Here is a 15,104-nt window from a genome sequence, read left to right as displayed (position 1 = left end):
AAGGCGCAGGACTACATTGGGGAACGCCGGCCGAAACGGCCGCAACCCCGCAGCGTAAAGGGAGCACCATGAGCTATAAAGTAGGCGTTTTCATCGGCAGCCTTGCCTCCGATTCCATCAACCGAAAACTTGCCAAAGCCCTGGAGAAACTGGCCCCTCCGGAGCTTGACCTGGTGGAGATTCCCATCGGCGACCTTCCGCTGTACAACCGCGATTTCGACGCCGACTACCCGGCCGCCGGCCGCGCCGTCAAGGACGCCGTGGCCGCCGTGGATGCGCTGATCTTTGTAACCCCCGAATACAACCGCAGCATTCCGGGCGTGCTGAAGAATGCCATCGATTGGGGCTCCCGGCCGTGGGGCACCAACTCCTTCGCCAAGAAGCCCTCCGCCGTCACCGGTGCCTCTCCCGGGATGATCAGCACGGCCGTGGCGCAGCAGCACCTGCGCAGCGTCCTGTCGTTCGTCAACTCACCGGAGATCGCCCAGCCCGAGGCGTTCATCCACTTCACCCAGGGGCTGATTGACGACGACGGCAACGTCACCGTGCCCGCCACCGAGGACTTCCTGCGCAACTGGCTCCACGAATTCCACGTGTTTATCGTGAAGGTTCTGGGGGCCCAAAACATCACGCTCTAGGAGTACGTCAGGGGCGGGTGGGGGCCGCGGGCCGTCACGCGCGGGCCGCTATTCCCGCAGGCGGGCCAGGCCGTTGCGGGAGTCGGCGAAAAGTTGCAGGCACACGTCGATGACCAGCGGCTTGTTCACGGGCCGGCCGCTGAGCAGGGCGTCGACCAGGACATGGTGGACGGCGCCCACCAGGGCCACGGCGGTGAGGTTGGAGAAATCGGCCGGCACCCGGGAATCGCCCTGTGCGGGCGATTCGTCCTGCTCCTGTACCGCATCCTCCGCCATGAGGAATTCCTTGAGCACCATGTCGCTGAAACCGCTCAGCACGTCGAAGCGCAGCGCCTCCAGCTCGGCGGAGACGCCCACCACCTCGATCAACACGATTTGGGCGTAGCGCGGGTCATCGAGCAGGAATCCCATGAATGCGCCCAGACCGGCACGCGCGCTTCCGGGAATGTCGTCGCCGGCCGCGTCCAGGGCGTGCTGTGTGATCTCAAAAAGGTGGTTGGCCAGGTGGTTGTACACGCCTGCCAACAGTTCGTGCCGGCTTTCAAAGGACTCGTAAAAGTACCTTTCGCTCAGGCCCGCGCATTGGCACAGTTCCCGCACCTTGGAGCCGGCATAGCCGCTGGTGCCAAAGATCTCGATGCCGGCCTCCAGCAGGCGTTCGCGACGCTCCCGGGCGCGTTCGTCCGAGCCCAGGCCCGAGTACCGGCGTCCCGGCGGTACGGTCCCGGCGGAGGTCTGCGCCGTCGTCGTGCTCGCGGCCCTGCGCTGCTGGTTCATCTCCCTCATCGTAGGGCACGGAAGTGACAGAGCGCGTTGTCAGTTTGGCGCCGGGATTGCAGGGTTCGGGGCGGCTTTTCAGTGGCCCGGCAGCGCCAGGATCTCGCGGCGGAAACGGCTGCGTGCCGCGGCCATGGCACCGAGCGCGACGGCGCCGCGACCCAGGCCGGAAATCCTCAGATCCGGCGCGAACAAGCCCAGCGGAGCCACTGCCTCCCGCAGCGGCCGCAGGAACAGTTCACCGGCGTCGGCCATGTCCCCGCCCACGCTGACCACGGCCGGGTCAACGGCCAGCGTCAACGCGGCGATACCCGTGGCCACGTTCGCGGCGAACTCCGCCAGGGCGGCTTGGGCCGCACCGTCGCCGTCGTGGGCTTCCGCCACAAGAGCGTCCACCGGAAGTGCGTGGCGGGCCAGCGCCTCGCCGGCAGCCCGCCAGCCCAGGGACCCCAGGCCGCCAATTTCCCCCGCCGCCCCATGATGTCCGCGCACCACCTTCCCGTCCAGCAGCAGGCCGGCACCAATCTGCCGGCCAAGGATCAGATGGAGGCCGTTCTCCACATCCTGCAGGACACCCCAGGCCGCTTCGGCCGCCGCCGCCAACCGCGCATCGTTGTCAAAATGCGTGACGGCGGGATTCAGGTATCCGGAAATGGATTGCGCGGTGCCGGCCGCCACCCAGTCCGGGACCGCGGCGGACTGGGTGAACTGTCCCTCCCTGTCCACGATTCCGGGCACGCCGACCACTGCGGCCACCAGCTCGGTCCGGCCGGCCCCGGCCCGGTCCAGGACATCATCCACAGCTTGGTGCAGGGCGGCCTCCGCGGCCGGGCCGGCGGCAAGGTCAAGCCCGTCATGACGCACGGTGGCCAGCACGGCGCCCTGCGCATCCGCCAGTACGGCCTCCACAGAGTGCGGTGTGAGGTCGACGCCCAGCAGGACGGCGGAGCGGGCCTTGAACTGGAACAGGCGGGCCCGGCGACCCGACTTGTTCGGCGTGGCGGCCGGCTCACTGCCGTCCACCCAGCCCTCCTCCACCAGGTCCGCGAGCGCCGCCTCCACGGTGGGCCGGGTCAGCCTGAGCCGTTGCGCGAGCGCCGTGACCGAGCAGGGGGCATCCGCAGCCACCATTTCCGCCAGCAGCGCCCGGGAGTTCAGCCGGCGCAGCGTCTTCGGGGAATTGACGCTGTAGCGGGTCATGGCGGGCCTTTCGGTGGCGGTGCGCGCGGCCTGGACGGACCCGCACTCTATTATGAAATAGTCTATTGTAATAGCCCGCCGACACCGATCATCAGGAGCTTGACCATGCCGCATGCCATACCCGCCCTGCCGTTCCTGCCGCGCCCCCTGACTTCCGCCGCGGCTCCGGGGGACTACGTGCTGACTGCCGCCACGACGCTTTCCGCCGGCCCCGGCCTGGACCAGGTGGCGCTGTGGCTGCAGGGCGCACTCCGTCCCGCCACGGGTTTCGCCCTCCCGCTCGACGCCGGTACCGCGGACATTGCCCTCTCCCTTGATCCGGCGCTGGCTCCGGAGGCATACCGCCTTGAGGTCACCCCCACCGGAGTACAGCTGGCCGGCGGCGACGCGGCCGGGGTCTTTTACGCCTGCCAAAGCTTCCTGCAGCTGCTGCCGGCGCAGATCTTCCGGGCCGCGCCCGCCGCGGGAACCCGATGGTCGGCCGCTGCGTGCACCGTGGCGGATGCGCCGCGCTTCGGATGGCGCGGCGCCATGCTGGACGTGGCCCGGCACTTCCTGCCCAAGCGCGAAGTGTTCCGCTTCATCGACCTCATGGCCGGGCACAAGCTGAACACGCTCCACCTGCACCTGACCGATGACCAGGGCTGGCGCGTGGAGATTCTCCGCTACCCGCGGCTGACCGGGGTGGGTGCCTGGCGGCGCGAGACCCAGGTGGGTGCCGGCGCCGACGCACCGTCCGACGGCCGGCCGCACGGCGGCTTCTACACCCAGGACGACATTCGCGAGATCGTCGCCTACGCCGCCGCCCGGTTCATCACCGTGGTGCCCGAAATCGAGACTCCCGGCCATGTCCAGGCTGCGTTAGCCGCCTACCCGGAGCTCGGCATGACCGGGGAACAGCTGGACGTTTTTACCCGCTGGGGCATCAACTACAACGTGCTCAACGTGGAGGAATCCACGGTGGAATTCTTCCGCAACGTCTTTGACGAGGTCATGGACCTGTTCCCCGGCACCTACATCGGGGTGGGCGGCGACGAATGCCCCCGGGACCAGTGGCGCGCGGACGCCCGTTCCCAGGAGCGCATGGCCGAGCTGGGACTGGGCCGTGAGGAAGAGTTGCAGAGCTGGTTCATCGGACAGTTGGACCACCACATTTCAGCCCGGGGCCGGCGCGTCTTTGGCTGGGATGAAATCCTCGAGGGCGAGTTGGCGCCGACGGCCACCGTGGCGTCCTGGCGCGGCATGACGGGCGCGGTGGCAGCGGCCCGCCGCGGGCACGACGTGGTGTGCTGCCCCGATGACCTGGCCTACCTTGACTACCGCCAATCCGAGCTGGCCACCGAACCCATCCCCGTCTCCATCGCCCTGGGCGTTGAGGACGTCTACGGATTTGAGCCGGTCCCGGCGGAACTGGACGCCGCACAGGCCAGGCACATCCTGGGCGGGCAGGCCAATATTTGGACCGAACACATTGATTCGCCCAGGACGCTTGATTACATGGCATTCCCGCGGCTCGCCGCCATGGCCGAAGTCCTGTGGAGTTCGCCCGCGCGCGATTGGGAGGACTTCAAGGCCCGGCTCGGGACGCATCTGGCCCGCCTGGAGGCGGCCGGGGTGGAATACAGACGCGCGGACGGGCCCCTGCCGTGGCAGCAGCGCCCGGGGGTTCCCGGCCGCCCGGAGACTCCCCAGGCGCGTGCCGCGCACATTGCCGCGCTGGTGGCTTCCATCGAGGGCTGAATCCTCGGCGGGTGGGGCGTGTCCGTGGAAGAATGAAAACGATTCGTCATGGCAGCCAAGAACGTACTTCCCCATCCGCCCGACGACGGCGCCGATCATCCGGCGCACAAGTCGGCCGAGCACCGCGCCCATCGCCGGCAACGGCCTGACCACTCCAGACGAATGGTGCTGGGCAGCGTGGCCGCCGCAGCCGTCGCCACCGCGTTCAAGGCCAACATTGCCGCGGACTACCAGCTGACCGAAAGCACCCAGTTCCGCGTCACCACACCCGTCAATGACGGAAATACGACGGCGGCCAACCGGTTCCCGGGCAAGACCTGGTACCTGCTGGGCGGCTTCGGGGTCAGTTACCGGGACGCCGGGCGCAAGCTGGAGGCCTTGCAGCCGGCCATGAACCAGCGGGCGCCGGCGTCGTACATCGGCTACTCCAACAACGGCATCGACATCGCCCAGCTGTTCATCGCCATCCAGCGCGACACGTATGCGCGGAAGATCGACACCGTCTACTTCTACGGTGACAGCTTTGGCGGGATGGCCGCCGTCGTCCTGGCATCGCTGCTGGAACAAAACGGGATCAACGTCAAGGTGATCGTCATGGGGTCGAGCCCCAGCAGCGTGCGCGACGTCCTGGACCCCGGCAAGGAATACATCTCGCTGGCCTCACGCGTGGTGCCGTACCTGGGACTCGTGGGGCGGCTGGCGGCCGGAGTGTGGAGCGGGCTCGCCAACCCCAACGGCCAGGGCATGTACGCGGCGGCCAGGAGCGGCATCAACAGCTCCCTGGATCCCGCGAACAACTCCCTGATCCTGGACACCACCCAGGCCGCGTTCCTGCAGGCGTTCCCGGCCCAGTACGACGGCGGCATCCCGGCGAGCACCGGAATCGGGCTGATGTACGATCCCAATGACTTCATCGTCAACGCCCGGCAGGCCATCCGTGGCTGGAGGGCGCTGCTGCCCCGGAACCGCTTCTACGAATACGACATCCCGGACACCGGACACGCGAGCCCGGAAATCCACCCCGACATCTACCGGCTGGGCCTGGGCGTGGTCCTTGACCAACTCGACCCGCCGCCACTGACGGCGCGGCCGGTCCAGCCGATCTTCTAGGCGCGGGGTGATTGAGCCGACTCCCGGTGATTGAGCCGGCTCCCGGTGATTGAGCTTGTCGAAATCCCCGGCCCCGGTATGCCCCCGGCCTCGGCATGCTCGACCGTCGGGGCATCTACCGCCGCTGGGTCTGGGCGAGCAGCTGCTCAAACGGCAGGGACGTCATCTCGGTGGTTTCGCGGTTCGCCCGCTTGGCCTTGTGGTCCGGGGCGAAGCCGACGGCTGGACCGTCCGAGGACGCCGTCGTCATGCCATACGCCGTGGTTCCGGATGACGTGGCTTCTGAGGCTGTCGCGCGGGGCGCCAGCACTGCGGCAAGTTCGCCGGCGGCCTGGGCAATGCGGCGGTCAAGGCTGTCGGTGCCGGACTGGCCCCAATCCTCGGGCGAGGCGTAAATGGCCGTGGGCATGGTGTGGGCGCGCAGGTAGCTGAACAGCGGGCGGATGGCCATGTCGAGCACCAGCGAGTGGCGCGGGCTGCCGCCGGTGGCACCGAACAGTATTGGCATGCCGTCAAGGAACTTCGGGTCCAGGACGTCGAAGAACGACTTGAACAACCCGCTGTAGGAGGCGCTGAAGGTGGGCGTCACGGCGATCATGGCGTCGGCGTCGGCCACGCGCTTGACCACATCGGCCAGCGCCGGGCCGGCATAACCGGTGACCATGTTGTTGGCGATGTCGGTTGCGTAATCACGGAGGTCGACGACGTCGAGCACGGCCTCTGCGCCGAGCTCACCCAGGTGGGTGGCGACGGCCGCGGCCAGCTGGTCCGCCAGCATGCGGGTGGACGAGGGGACGCCCAGGCCGGCCGAGATAACGACGATTGTGCGCTGCACTGACTTTCCTTGCACCATGACTCCTTTTCCATGCGTTTGCATCTAGTGGGGTCAACGGGTGGGATGCGTCGAATATTCCCGGCCGAGCGCGGGGGCTAACGTGTTCGCGTTCTGTCTCCCAGGACGGCGACCGCCGCGGTCAGCAATGCTCCAAGGGCAATCGCAACGCCCATGTGCAGTTGCACCAGCAGGGCTCCCACTCCGGCGCCGACAAAGATCATGGCTATGGCTCCGGCGCGGCGGTTCCACACCCTGCCGGCCCCACGGGTCAACAGGGATTCCCCGGCGAAGGACGTCAGCGTGGACGTCACCACCACCGTCGTCATGTCGCGGACCCCAAGCTTGCGGGCAAGGCAGGCCTGCGAGCCCATCTGCGCGGCGATCAGGCAGGCGACCACGACCGACATCGCGTGACCCGGAACGCCGCCGACGGCCGTGATCGCGATTGATATCAGCGCCAGCAGCACGGCCCCCGCAACGAGCAGTGCGGTGGTGCGCCGGCACCACCCCGGTTGCTGGCCGCGCAATGCGATACCGGCCAGCAGGGCTCCCCCGGCGAAGGAGAACAAGGCCAGCAGCGGACCGAGGACCGGCAACCCTTCCCCGCCGGCCAGTCCCATGGCGAGGATGACGATGTTTCCCGTCATGTTGCCCGTAAACACCTTGTCGAGGCCCAGGTAGCCTACGGCGTCGACCACTCCGGTGACGAAAGTCAGCGCCATCATGAGCCACAGTTGGGTGCGGGCGGTATCCCAGCGGGGTGCCTGCACGTGCTCGGAGGTGCCGGTGGGCATGGTTGCCCCTTTCTGAAGCGGGTGTGCGACCGATAGGTGGAACGCGGTCCGGACTGCCGGTTCAGCCTACCCGCCAGCCGCAGTCGACGCCGCGCACCCGCGGGCCCCGTGGATGGGCCCGCGGCGAGCTTGCGAGTCGTGGGAGCCCGTGGTTGGGCCCACGCGGGCGAGGGACCCACCATGAGGCTCGCCCGCGAGCCTCAAGTTGGGAGCCCGTGGATGGGCCCACGCGGGCGAGGGACCCACCATGAGGCTCGCCCGCGAGCCTCATGGTGGGAGCCCGTGGATGGGCCCACGCGGGCGAGGGACCCGCGGCGAGCTTGCGAGTCGTGGGAGCCCGTGGGGATTAGTCGCTGAGGTTGGCCAGGCGCTCCGGGCGCAGGAGTTCATTGAGCTGTTCGGCGGTGAGGAGCTTGTGTTCGAGGACCAGTTCGGCGACGCCGCGGCTGCTGGCCAGGGCTTCCAGGGCGATCTTGGTCGATGCGGCGTAGCCCAGTCGCGGATTCAGGGCCGTGACCAGGCCGATCGAGTGCTCCACCTGGGCGCGCAGCTTGTCCTCGTGTGCGGTGATGCCGCGCACGCACTTCTCGGCCAGGGTCAGGCAGGCGGCCTCGAGGTGGCGCATGCTCTTGGTCAGGCTGTGCACGATGATCGGTTCGAAGGCGTTCAGCTGCAGCTGGCCGCCCTCGGCCGCCATGGTGATGGTGACGTCGTTGCCGATGACCTCGTAGGCCACCTGGTTCACCACTTCGGGGATCACGGGGTTGACCTTGCCGGGCATGATCGAGGAGCCGGACTGTACAGCCGGCAGCGTGATCTCGCCGAAGCCGGCGCGGGGCCCGGAGGAGAGCAGGCGCAGGTCGTTGCAGATCTTGGACAGTTTCACGGCGACGCGCTTGAGCACGCCGGAGAGGTGCACAAAGGCGCCGACGTCCTGGGTGGCCTCGATCAGGTCGAATGCCGTGACGAGCGGCAGTCCGGAGATTTCCGCGAGGTGCCGGCAGGCCAGGGCGGAGTAGCCCTTGGGTGCGTTGAGGCCCGTGCCGATGGCCGTGGCGCCCAGGTTGATTTCGTGGACCAGCAGCGCCGATTCCGCCAGCCGGGCCCGGTCCTCGCCGAGCGTGATGGCGTAGGTGTTGAATTCCTGGCCCAGGGTCATGGGCACGGCGTCCTGCAGCTGGGTGCGGCCCATTTTCACGACGTGCTTGAATTCCACGGCCTTCTCGGAGAATGCCTCGCCCAGCACCTCCATGGCGCCCACGAGCGATTTCGCGGCGAAGATCGTGGCCACGTTGACCGCCGTCGGGTAGACGTCGTTCGTGGACTGACTGAGGTTGACGTGGTCGTTGGGGTGCAGGAACTGGTATTCGCCCTTGTTGTGACCCAGGATTTCCAGTGCCCGGTTGGCGATGACCTCGTTGGCGTTCATGTTCGACGACGTCCCGGCACCGCCCTGGATGACGTCCACCACGAATTGCTCGTGCAGTTCCCCGGCGATGATTTCCTGGCAGGCCTGGATGATGGCTGCGGTTCGGGTGTCATCGAGCAGGCCAAGTTCGTGGTTGGCCTGTGCGGCGGCCTGCTTGACCATGGCGAGTCCGTTGACCAGGTTGGTGTTGGTGGACAGCGGCTGGCCCGTGATGGGGAAGTTTTCAACGGCGCGCAGCGTGTGGACACCCCAGTAGGCGTCGGACGGGACATCGCGGTCGCCGATGAGGTCGTGTTCGCTGCGGAACCCGGCCGGAATGGCGGCTGAGGTGGCGGATTCGGTGGTGGTCATGTTTCTCCTTGTACAAAGTGCGGGGGTTCAAAATGCGAGGGGTCAATTAGCGGCGCATGGGCCGGGAATTCGGCGGCAGTCAGCCCGGCGCTTCCCTCGTGATCCGGGCCAGGGCGGACTCAACGGCGGCAAGGTGTGCCGCCATGGCTTTCCCGGCCTCGGGCCCGGAGCCCTGGGCGATGGCGTCAAGGATGCGCCGGTGTTCGACGTCGGACTGGTGCTGGCGTCCCGTGACGAGGTTGATGGTTTCGGATTGGTTCACCATGGCGTCGCGGATGTCGTTGACGACTTTTTCAAACACTTCGTTGCCGCTGGCTGCGGCGATGGCGGCGTGGAAGGCGGCGTCCAGGCCCACCCAGGTTTCGGGGTCGTCCTCCCCGGTCATGGCGTCGATGATGCCTCGCAGCTGGGCCAGCTGTTCCTCCGTGCGGCGGCCGGCGGCCAGTTCGGCGCCGGGCACCTCGATGTGCGGCCGCGCTTCCATGAGGCTGCGGGCGGAATAGTTGCCCAGGACCAGGTAGCTGCCGGCGCGTGCGGACACCACGAACGTGCCCTTGCCGGTTTGCGTGGCGGTCAGGCCCAGTGCAGTGCAGGAGCGCAGGGCCTCGCGCACCACCGAGCGGCTGACCCCGTATTGCTGGGCGAGTACCGCCTCCGCGCTGAGTTTTGCCCCGACGGCAAGGTCCCCTGATTCGATGGCCGACCTGATGGCTTTGAAGACGGCCTCGGCGGCGCTGACGCGGACAATCTGCTGCTGTCCAGCTGTCCAGCTGTCTGACAGGTTCATGCCATGAACTATGGCACGGCTCACAGGCGCTGTCAAGGGTGCCGGCGTGATTCCGGCACCCTTGACCGTCAGTTGCCGGTGGGTTAGTGCATGCTGAACTGGTAGCGCTCCGGCACGTCTTCGCCGGGGCAGACTTCCTGCCACAACGCCGTGATGGAGTTTTCGCCTTCGCGCAGATCGGCCACTTCCAGCCCGTCACGCAGCATTTGCGCGGCCTTGCCTGGCTCTCCCTTGCGGGCGTGGGCCAGGGCAGTGAGGAACTTGACGCGCCCGACGCCTGCCAGCGGCTCGGGTGCCCGGCTCACCAAGGCCAGGGCCTCCCCCGGATGGCCGTGGGCGATGGCCAGCGTCATGGCTTCCGTGATCAGCCAGCGGTTGGCCGGTTCCACGGCGCACGCGTCGGCCAGGTGGGCAATGCCGCCGTCGACGTCGTCGGACGCCAACAGCACCAGGCCCAGGCCGCGGAGCGCCACTGCCCGGCTGTGCCCGCTGAGCACGGAATCGGCGAGCGCGCCCCGGTACAGGGCCGCGACGGTTTCGCGGTCCGCGGCGTTGTCCACGCTGGCATGGGCCATGACGGCCCGGTGAAGGAGCGCCTCGGGACCGGCGTTGCGGGGCGCTGCGAGCAGTTCCTCCCAGTCAGCGCCGCGGACAAAGGACCCGGCCCCGGTGAACGCCTCGCCGCCTTGCAGAAGGTCAAGCCACGGCGCCTGTTCGCCGGTGAGCGTTTCGCCGGCGAACGGCGTGCCGGCTTCATCCACCCAATCCAGCCCGGCGGCGTTGCGCCGGGCCCGCTCCAGGGCGCCCCAGCCGTTGCCTGCCACCACGAATTCGCCAGGGGCAAGATCGGCCCATCGGGCGGCGTCGGCCAGGGCATCGGCGACGGCGGCTTCGGGGACCAGGGCTTCGATCCTGGCGGCACCGTGCTCCACGGCGGCGGACCAGTCGCCGCCGGCAAGGGCCGGATCCAGCGAGGCGTTGCCGTAGGCCTCCACCCACTGCCAGGACTCCCCCGCGGGCATGGGCACGTGCTCAAATTGGGTTTGCGCCAGTCCGGACTGGATCTCGGCATAGTGGCGCGGCGAGGCGCCGTCGGGCGTGGGCGTGAGCCATTCCTGCCAGCGGTGCCCGCCCACGTTCTCGCCCCACACAAAAAGCTTCCGCCCACGCAAGCGGGACGATGAAACCAGCGCCAGCCCGTCGCCGTCGTCGTCCGCGGCAACCTCCCAGCGGCGCTGGTCCGGGGCCAGGTCAAAGAAGAAGTCCGCGGCATGGGTATTGCGGGTGGGCCAGGTGGCATCGAATCCGTGGAAGTCGGTGGGTTCCACCACCGTCATGGAGCCGTCGTAGTCGGTGGCGTAGGCGCGGGCTGCCGGGGCGATCACGCGGGTGGCGTCGTTTTGCGGGACGGCGGCGTTGGTCCACCAGTACATGGGCACGGTGTGGCGGTTGGGGTTTTGGATGCGCACGGCCACGAACACCACCTTGGAATCGGCGGGCAGCCATGCGTCGATCTGGAACACCACCTCGCGGAGCCGGTCGAACTCCCACATGCGCAGCACGTCCTGGCCCTCCGGCGTGTGCACGATGGCCGAGTGCAGGGGTGCGCAGGTGGTGGGTGAATGGCCGCGCGTGCCGATGTTGTACTCGATGCCGCCGGCGAACCAGGCGTTGCGCAGCGCCAGGTTGGCGAACTGGATGCGGTCCTGGGTGTGCAGGAGCTCCTTGCCGCTGGCCTTGTCGGTCAGGGACCAGAGCCGCCCGCCCAACTGCGGCAGGAAGAGCGCCTTGACGTGGCCGTTCTCCAGTACGACGCCGGTCAGTTCCGTCGCCGCGACCTCCCGGCCGTAGCTTTCCTGCAGGGGATACGGGTAGATGTTCTTCGCCTTGCCCCACCGGGCTCCTGCTGCAATTTCCTCCGGGACGCCGCCGGCCACGGTATAGGGCGGCTCCAGCAACGGCTGAACGGACGGCAGCGGCGAATCCGGGCCGAGCCCCGCCAAATCGATGGTGCAGGTGGTCAGCGATACCGTGGGGGCGGTCATGCGGGGTTCCTATCCGGGCTGGGGTGGGTTCGATGCGTGAGCGTGCTTGTTATAGATGCCAAACACCCTCAATCGAGCATATCGAAGTAGTTGGTCCCGCGCACCGATAAACTTTCCACATCCCCAAATCAACGCCACCCTGCCCGGCGCGGCGCCACCTAGGAGCAAAAAGTGAACGAATCCGCCTTCCCGCAGCTGCGACTGAATATCGCCGCCCTTGACCACAACATCGAGGTCATGGCCGACTGGTGCCGGGACCGGAACGTGGTGCTCGCACCGCATGTGAAGACCACCATGTCCGCGCCCATCATCGAACGCCAAATGGCCGCCGGGGCCGTGGGCGTGACCGTCGCGACCGTGGACCAGGTGGGCACGGTCATTGGCTGGGGCCGGCGGGACATCCTGGTCGCCAACCAGGTGGTGGACGGGTTCGGCCTTGGCCGGATCAAGGCGTGGCTCGACGCCGACCCCTCGCTGACCGTGCGGATCCTCGCCGACTCGGCAGCCGGCGTCGCGCTGGCCGCTTCCGTTTTTGCCGGTGCCGGCCGGGCCCTGGAGATGCTCATCGACGTCGGCACCCTGGCCGGACGGACCGGCGTCCGTTCCGCTGCGGAGGCCCGCGAAATCGCGGCATTGATCGTTACGGCGCCCGGGCTGCGACTGGTGGGCGTTGCCGGTTACGAGGGCGTGGTGGCGAACTCGCGCGACGCCGTCAACGTGGACGCCGTCGACCGGCACTGCGCACTGACGCGCGATATCTTCGTTGACCTGGCAGATCTGTTCGAAACGTCGGCGCCGATCTTTTCCATGGGCGGATCGGCGTTCCCGGACCGGGTGGTCGAGTTCCTGCCCACCACGGTTCCCGGCACGGTCAACCTGCTGCGCTCGGGCTGCTACGCGACGCACGACCACGGCACCTACGCGGGTGTCAGCCCCATTCCCGGGCTCATTCCGGCCCTGACCGTCCGCGCCCTGGTGGTCTCGACCCCCGAGGACGGGCTAGTTGTGGTGGGTGCCGGCAAGCGTGACCTGCCGTACGACGCCGGCCTGCCGCCCGTGCTGGCAGTGTACTCAGCCAATGGCACTGCGAAGGCGGATGCAACGGCCACCGTGCACAAACTCTTCGACCACCACGCGGTCCTGTTGGGCGCCTCGGGCGTGGCCGTGACGGACATTGTGGAAATGGGCATCTCGCATCCCTGTTCGGCCTTCGACCGCTGGCCCGAATACCTGGCCACCGATGCCGCCGGCGCCGTGGTGGATGTTTGGCACACCGACTTCCACCGGTCCTCCATCGGCGGGTAATCCTCCTGTGGTCGAACCTGGGGCCTCGGTGGTCGAGCCTGGGGCCTCCGGTGGTCGAGCCTGTCGAGGCCCCGGCACCCGCCCGCCGTTGAGGGCCCAGATAATCCTCAACCATCGCTCAGGATTATCTGGCCCCTCAACGGGGTTTCCCCGCCCCAACCCTCCGGGAGGGACCCATGGGGCTCCGGAGGATGGATTCTTCCTCGCAGCGGCGTCCCGCTCCTAGCGACCTCTGGACGCGATGTCCGCAAGGGCGTCGGCCAGCATCGGGTATTGCCAGGTGAATCCGGCGTCCTGCAGCTTCTTCGGCTGCACCCAGCGGCTTTTCAGGACGAGTTCCGTTTCCGTCCGGATCAGCACGGCGCCGAGTTTCAGCAGCCATGCCGGCGTCGGTAGACCCCACGGCCTGCGCACGGTGCGGCGGACTCCTGCCATGAGCTCCCGGTTGTCCACCACATTCGGCGAGCCGATATTGACGGGGCCGGTGATCCGGGGGTTTTCATGGAGGAACATGACGGCCCGGAACAGGTCCTCCACGTGGATCCAGCTGAACTTTTGGCCGCCGTCCCCCATGGGTCCGCCCAGCCCACTTCGCGCCAGATTGTTGAACGGGGTCATGACGCCGCCGGCCGGCCCCATGACGATGGTGATGCGGAGCGGGATCTTCCGTGTTTTGGGCGTGGGGGCGGCCGCCAGTGCCGCCTCCCAGCCCCGCGCCACGTCCACGGAGAAGCCCTGGCCGAGCTCGCCGTCGTCCTCGGTTTGGGGGCGGTCCCGCGCGTCACGGTAGATGGTGCCGGTGCTCGCGTTGAACCAGTCGCGCGGCGGGTTGGTACAGGCGGCCACTGCGTGGCCCAGCTCTGCCGTGGTCTTCACCCGCGAGCGCAGGATCTCCGCCTTGTTGGCCGCCGTGTATCGGCAGGAGACGGACTTTCCGGCCAGATTGATCAGCAATTCCACATTCTCCAGGAGTGCCGTTATCGCTGCAGTGTCACCCCAGACGGCATCGCCAGTGCGCCCGATCGTGCGGACCTGCCAACCGGCGTCGGCCAGTTGGGTGCGGAAATAGCTGCCAATGAATCCGGAGGCGCCGGCCAGGACGGCGGTTCTCATGCCTGCACCTTGGCCTTGAGCGCCAGCGCTTCCTCGACCATGGGCCGCACCACGGGCAGGCGGGAGAAGGAGACGAGCTTCGCCAGCAGTGGGGCGGCGCCGTCGATCAGCGTGCGGGTGCGGCGCTGATTCTCTGAGCGGTCATAGACCCAGAACAGGACCACGCCCATGTAGGCCAGCCACAGCAATTCGGGGAGCTGGGCGCGCAGGAAGGGTGGAACCTTGGCGCCTTCGACCACTTCGGCAAAGATGCCGACGGCATCCTCCCGGGCCTGGCTCGATGCCTCACCAAAGGGGTTGACGGCCGATTGCGGCGGGAGGGCACTGGAAATGAGGGCCCCGCCGAACTGGTGGTACGGGGTGAGCGCGTCCACGCCGGCGTGGAGTGCCGCCTTGAGCCTCGCGGCCAAGCCCGTGGTTCCGGCCAACGCCTTGCTGGCCAGGGCATGCTGTTCGGCCACGGATTCCCGGTAGAGCTCAAGCACCAGCTCATCCTTGGACGCAAAGTAGTAGTAGGCGCTGCCCAGCGAGACCCCGGCCTCGGTGGCAATTCCCCGCATGGTGGTCTTCGCGAAGCCCTTGGTGCGGAACATGCCCAGGGCGGTGTCCAGCACCAGGGCCCTCGTTGTGGCGCTCTTGCCGTTACCCATGGCCAATCCCCTCTTTTGAACGTGTTCACTTACGAGTAAAGCACTGTTTTTGAACGTGTTCAATTCTTGGCGCACGAGCGCCCCGCATCGCCAGCGTGGTCTACTCCGTTAGCTCCGGCAATGTGAGCATGCTGGGCCGCCGGATCGAGTTCCCGCCACCCAGAATTTTTCAATCCCGGCACAAACAGATCTGACGGCTGGCGCCTGAGCTTCGGAACGGGTGAGTCCACAAAGCCTGACTGTGCCGCACCCGAACTAGGACTTAGGGCAGAATTGTTTCTTAGCCTCAGAGGCCATGGTGCTGCCTTCAGCGGGAAGCGCACACTCGAT

Annotated in this window: 13 protein-coding genes; 4 read left to right on the top strand and 9 right to left on the bottom strand. The window is 67.6% G+C overall.

Features of this window, described 5'->3' with window-relative positions:
- Positions 1-68 precede the first annotated feature (68 nt).
- Entirely contained in the window at positions 69-638 is a 570-nt protein-coding gene (locus tag AL755_RS05045; protein WP_054010070.1) for an NADPH-dependent FMN reductase, read from the top strand.
- Between the two features lie 48 nt (positions 639-686).
- On the opposite strand, the gene AL755_RS05040 is transcribed toward AL755_RS05045, so the two are convergent.
- Both AL755_RS05040 and AL755_RS23170 read right to left on the bottom strand, forming a co-directional pair.
- Positions 687-1,415, bottom strand: a complete 729-nt coding sequence (locus tag AL755_RS05040; RefSeq protein ID WP_054010069.1) for a TetR/AcrR family transcriptional regulator — start codon at positions 1,413-1,415, stop codon at positions 687-689.
- Between the two features lie 78 nt (positions 1,416-1,493).
- Positions 1,494-2,615, bottom strand: a complete 1,122-nt coding sequence (locus AL755_RS23170; RefSeq protein ID WP_054010068.1) for an ROK family transcriptional regulator — start codon at positions 2,613-2,615, stop codon at positions 1,494-1,496.
- Between the two features lie 105 nt (positions 2,616-2,720).
- Here AL755_RS23170 and AL755_RS05030 point away from each other — a divergent pair, with 105 nt between their 5' ends.
- Together AL755_RS05030 and AL755_RS05025 are read left to right on the top strand one after the other, a co-directional pair.
- Complete coding sequence (locus tag AL755_RS05030; RefSeq protein ID WP_082369512.1) at positions 2,721-4,355, top strand: beta-N-acetylhexosaminidase; 1,635 nt, start codon at positions 2,721-2,723, stop codon at positions 4,353-4,355.
- A gap of 48 nt (positions 4,356-4,403) precedes the next feature.
- Entirely contained in the window at positions 4,404-5,465 is a 1,062-nt protein-coding gene (locus AL755_RS05025) for a hypothetical protein (RefSeq protein ID WP_054010067.1), read from the top strand.
- Positions 5,466-5,580: 115 nt separating this feature from the next.
- On the opposite strand, the gene AL755_RS05020 is transcribed toward AL755_RS05025, so the two are convergent.
- The 5 genes from AL755_RS05020 to AL755_RS05000 form a co-directional block, all read right to left on the bottom strand.
- Entirely contained in the window at positions 5,581-6,342 is a 762-nt protein-coding gene (locus tag AL755_RS05020; RefSeq protein ID WP_082368921.1) for an FMN reductase, read from the bottom strand.
- Positions 6,343-6,395: 53 nt separating this feature from the next.
- Positions 6,396-7,094 carry a YoaK family protein gene (locus AL755_RS05015; protein WP_054010065.1) on the bottom strand — a complete coding sequence of 233 codons (699 nt, stop codon included), beginning with the start codon at positions 7,092-7,094 and terminating at the stop codon, positions 6,396-6,398.
- Positions 7,095-7,440: 346 nt separating this feature from the next.
- Entirely contained in the window at positions 7,441-8,874 is a 1,434-nt protein-coding gene (aspA, locus tag AL755_RS05010; protein ID WP_054010064.1) for an aspartate ammonia-lyase, read from the bottom strand.
- A gap of 79 nt (positions 8,875-8,953) precedes the next feature.
- Positions 8,954-9,661 carry a FadR/GntR family transcriptional regulator gene (locus AL755_RS05005; protein ID WP_054010063.1) on the bottom strand — a complete coding sequence of 236 codons (708 nt, stop codon included), beginning with the start codon at positions 9,659-9,661 and terminating at the stop codon, positions 8,954-8,956.
- 83 nt (positions 9,662-9,744) lie between these two features.
- The gene (locus tag AL755_RS05000) at positions 9,745-11,706 is read right to left on the bottom strand and encodes a DUF5107 domain-containing protein (RefSeq protein WP_237762595.1); all 1,962 of its coding nucleotides are present in this window, start codon (positions 11,704-11,706) and stop codon (positions 9,745-9,747) included.
- Between the two features lie 171 nt (positions 11,707-11,877).
- Here AL755_RS05000 and AL755_RS04995 point away from each other — a divergent pair, with 171 nt between their 5' ends.
- Entirely contained in the window at positions 11,878-13,011 is a 1,134-nt protein-coding gene (locus tag AL755_RS04995) for an alanine racemase (protein ID WP_237762594.1), read from the top strand.
- Between the two features lie 222 nt (positions 13,012-13,233).
- Here the strand turns inward: AL755_RS04995 and AL755_RS04990 are convergent, their stop codons facing one another.
- A complete protein-coding gene (locus tag AL755_RS04990) occupies positions 13,234-14,124 on the bottom strand; it encodes a TIGR01777 family oxidoreductase (RefSeq protein ID WP_054010062.1) in 891 nt (296 codons plus the stop codon).
- Positions 14,121-14,774: a TetR/AcrR family transcriptional regulator gene (locus tag AL755_RS04985; protein ID WP_054010061.1), complete on the bottom strand. Its 654-nt coding sequence runs from the start codon at positions 14,772-14,774 to the stop codon at positions 14,121-14,123. Before AL755_RS04985 ends, AL755_RS04990 begins: the two co-directional genes overlap by 4 nt.
- Between the last annotated feature and the right edge of the window lie 330 nt (positions 14,775-15,104).

Source organism: Arthrobacter sp. ERGS1:01 (assembly GCF_001281315.1).
Classification (GTDB): Bacteria; Actinomycetota; Actinomycetes; order Actinomycetales; family Micrococcaceae; genus Specibacter.
The sequence above is the reverse complement of the archived record's forward strand: the minus strand, read 5'-3'. Positions and strand labels throughout refer to the sequence as shown.

Excerpts from the sequence above, each read along its gene's own strand:
- aspA (WP_054010064.1), bottom strand. The coding sequence starts at position 8,874 with ATGACCACCACCGAATCCGCCACCTCAGCCGCCATTCCGGCCGGGTTC.
- AL755_RS05025 (WP_054010067.1), top strand. The coding sequence starts at position 4,404 with ATGGCAGCCAAGAACGTACTTCCCCATCCGCCCGACGACGGCGCCGAT.
- AL755_RS05030 (WP_082369512.1), top strand. The coding sequence starts at position 2,721 with ATGCCGCATGCCATACCCGCCCTGCCGTTCCTGCCGCGCCCCCTGACT.
- AL755_RS23170 (WP_054010068.1), bottom strand. The coding sequence starts at position 2,615 with ATGACCCGCTACAGCGTCAATTCCCCGAAGACGCTGCGCCGGCTGAAC.
- AL755_RS05020 (WP_082368921.1), bottom strand. The coding sequence starts at position 6,342 with ATGCAAACGCATGGAAAAGGAGTCATGGTGCAAGGAAAGTCAGTGCAG.
- AL755_RS05045 (WP_054010070.1), top strand. The coding sequence starts at position 69 with ATGAGCTATAAAGTAGGCGTTTTCATCGGCAGCCTTGCCTCCGATTCC.
- AL755_RS05005 (WP_054010063.1), bottom strand. The coding sequence starts at position 9,661 with ATGAACCTGTCAGACAGCTGGACAGCTGGACAGCAGCAGATTGTCCGC.
- AL755_RS05040 (WP_054010069.1), bottom strand. The coding sequence starts at position 1,415 with ATGAACCAGCAGCGCAGGGCCGCGAGCACGACGACGGCGCAGACCTCC.
- AL755_RS04985 (WP_054010061.1), bottom strand. The coding sequence starts at position 14,774 with ATGGGTAACGGCAAGAGCGCCACAACGAGGGCCCTGGTGCTGGACACC.
- AL755_RS05015 (WP_054010065.1), bottom strand. The coding sequence starts at position 7,094 with ATGCCCACCGGCACCTCCGAGCACGTGCAGGCACCCCGCTGGGATACC.
- AL755_RS04990 (WP_054010062.1), bottom strand. The coding sequence starts at position 14,124 with ATGAGAACCGCCGTCCTGGCCGGCGCCTCCGGATTCATTGGCAGCTAT.
- AL755_RS05000 (WP_237762595.1), bottom strand. The coding sequence starts at position 11,706 with ATGACCGCCCCCACGGTATCGCTGACCACCTGCACCATCGATTTGGCG.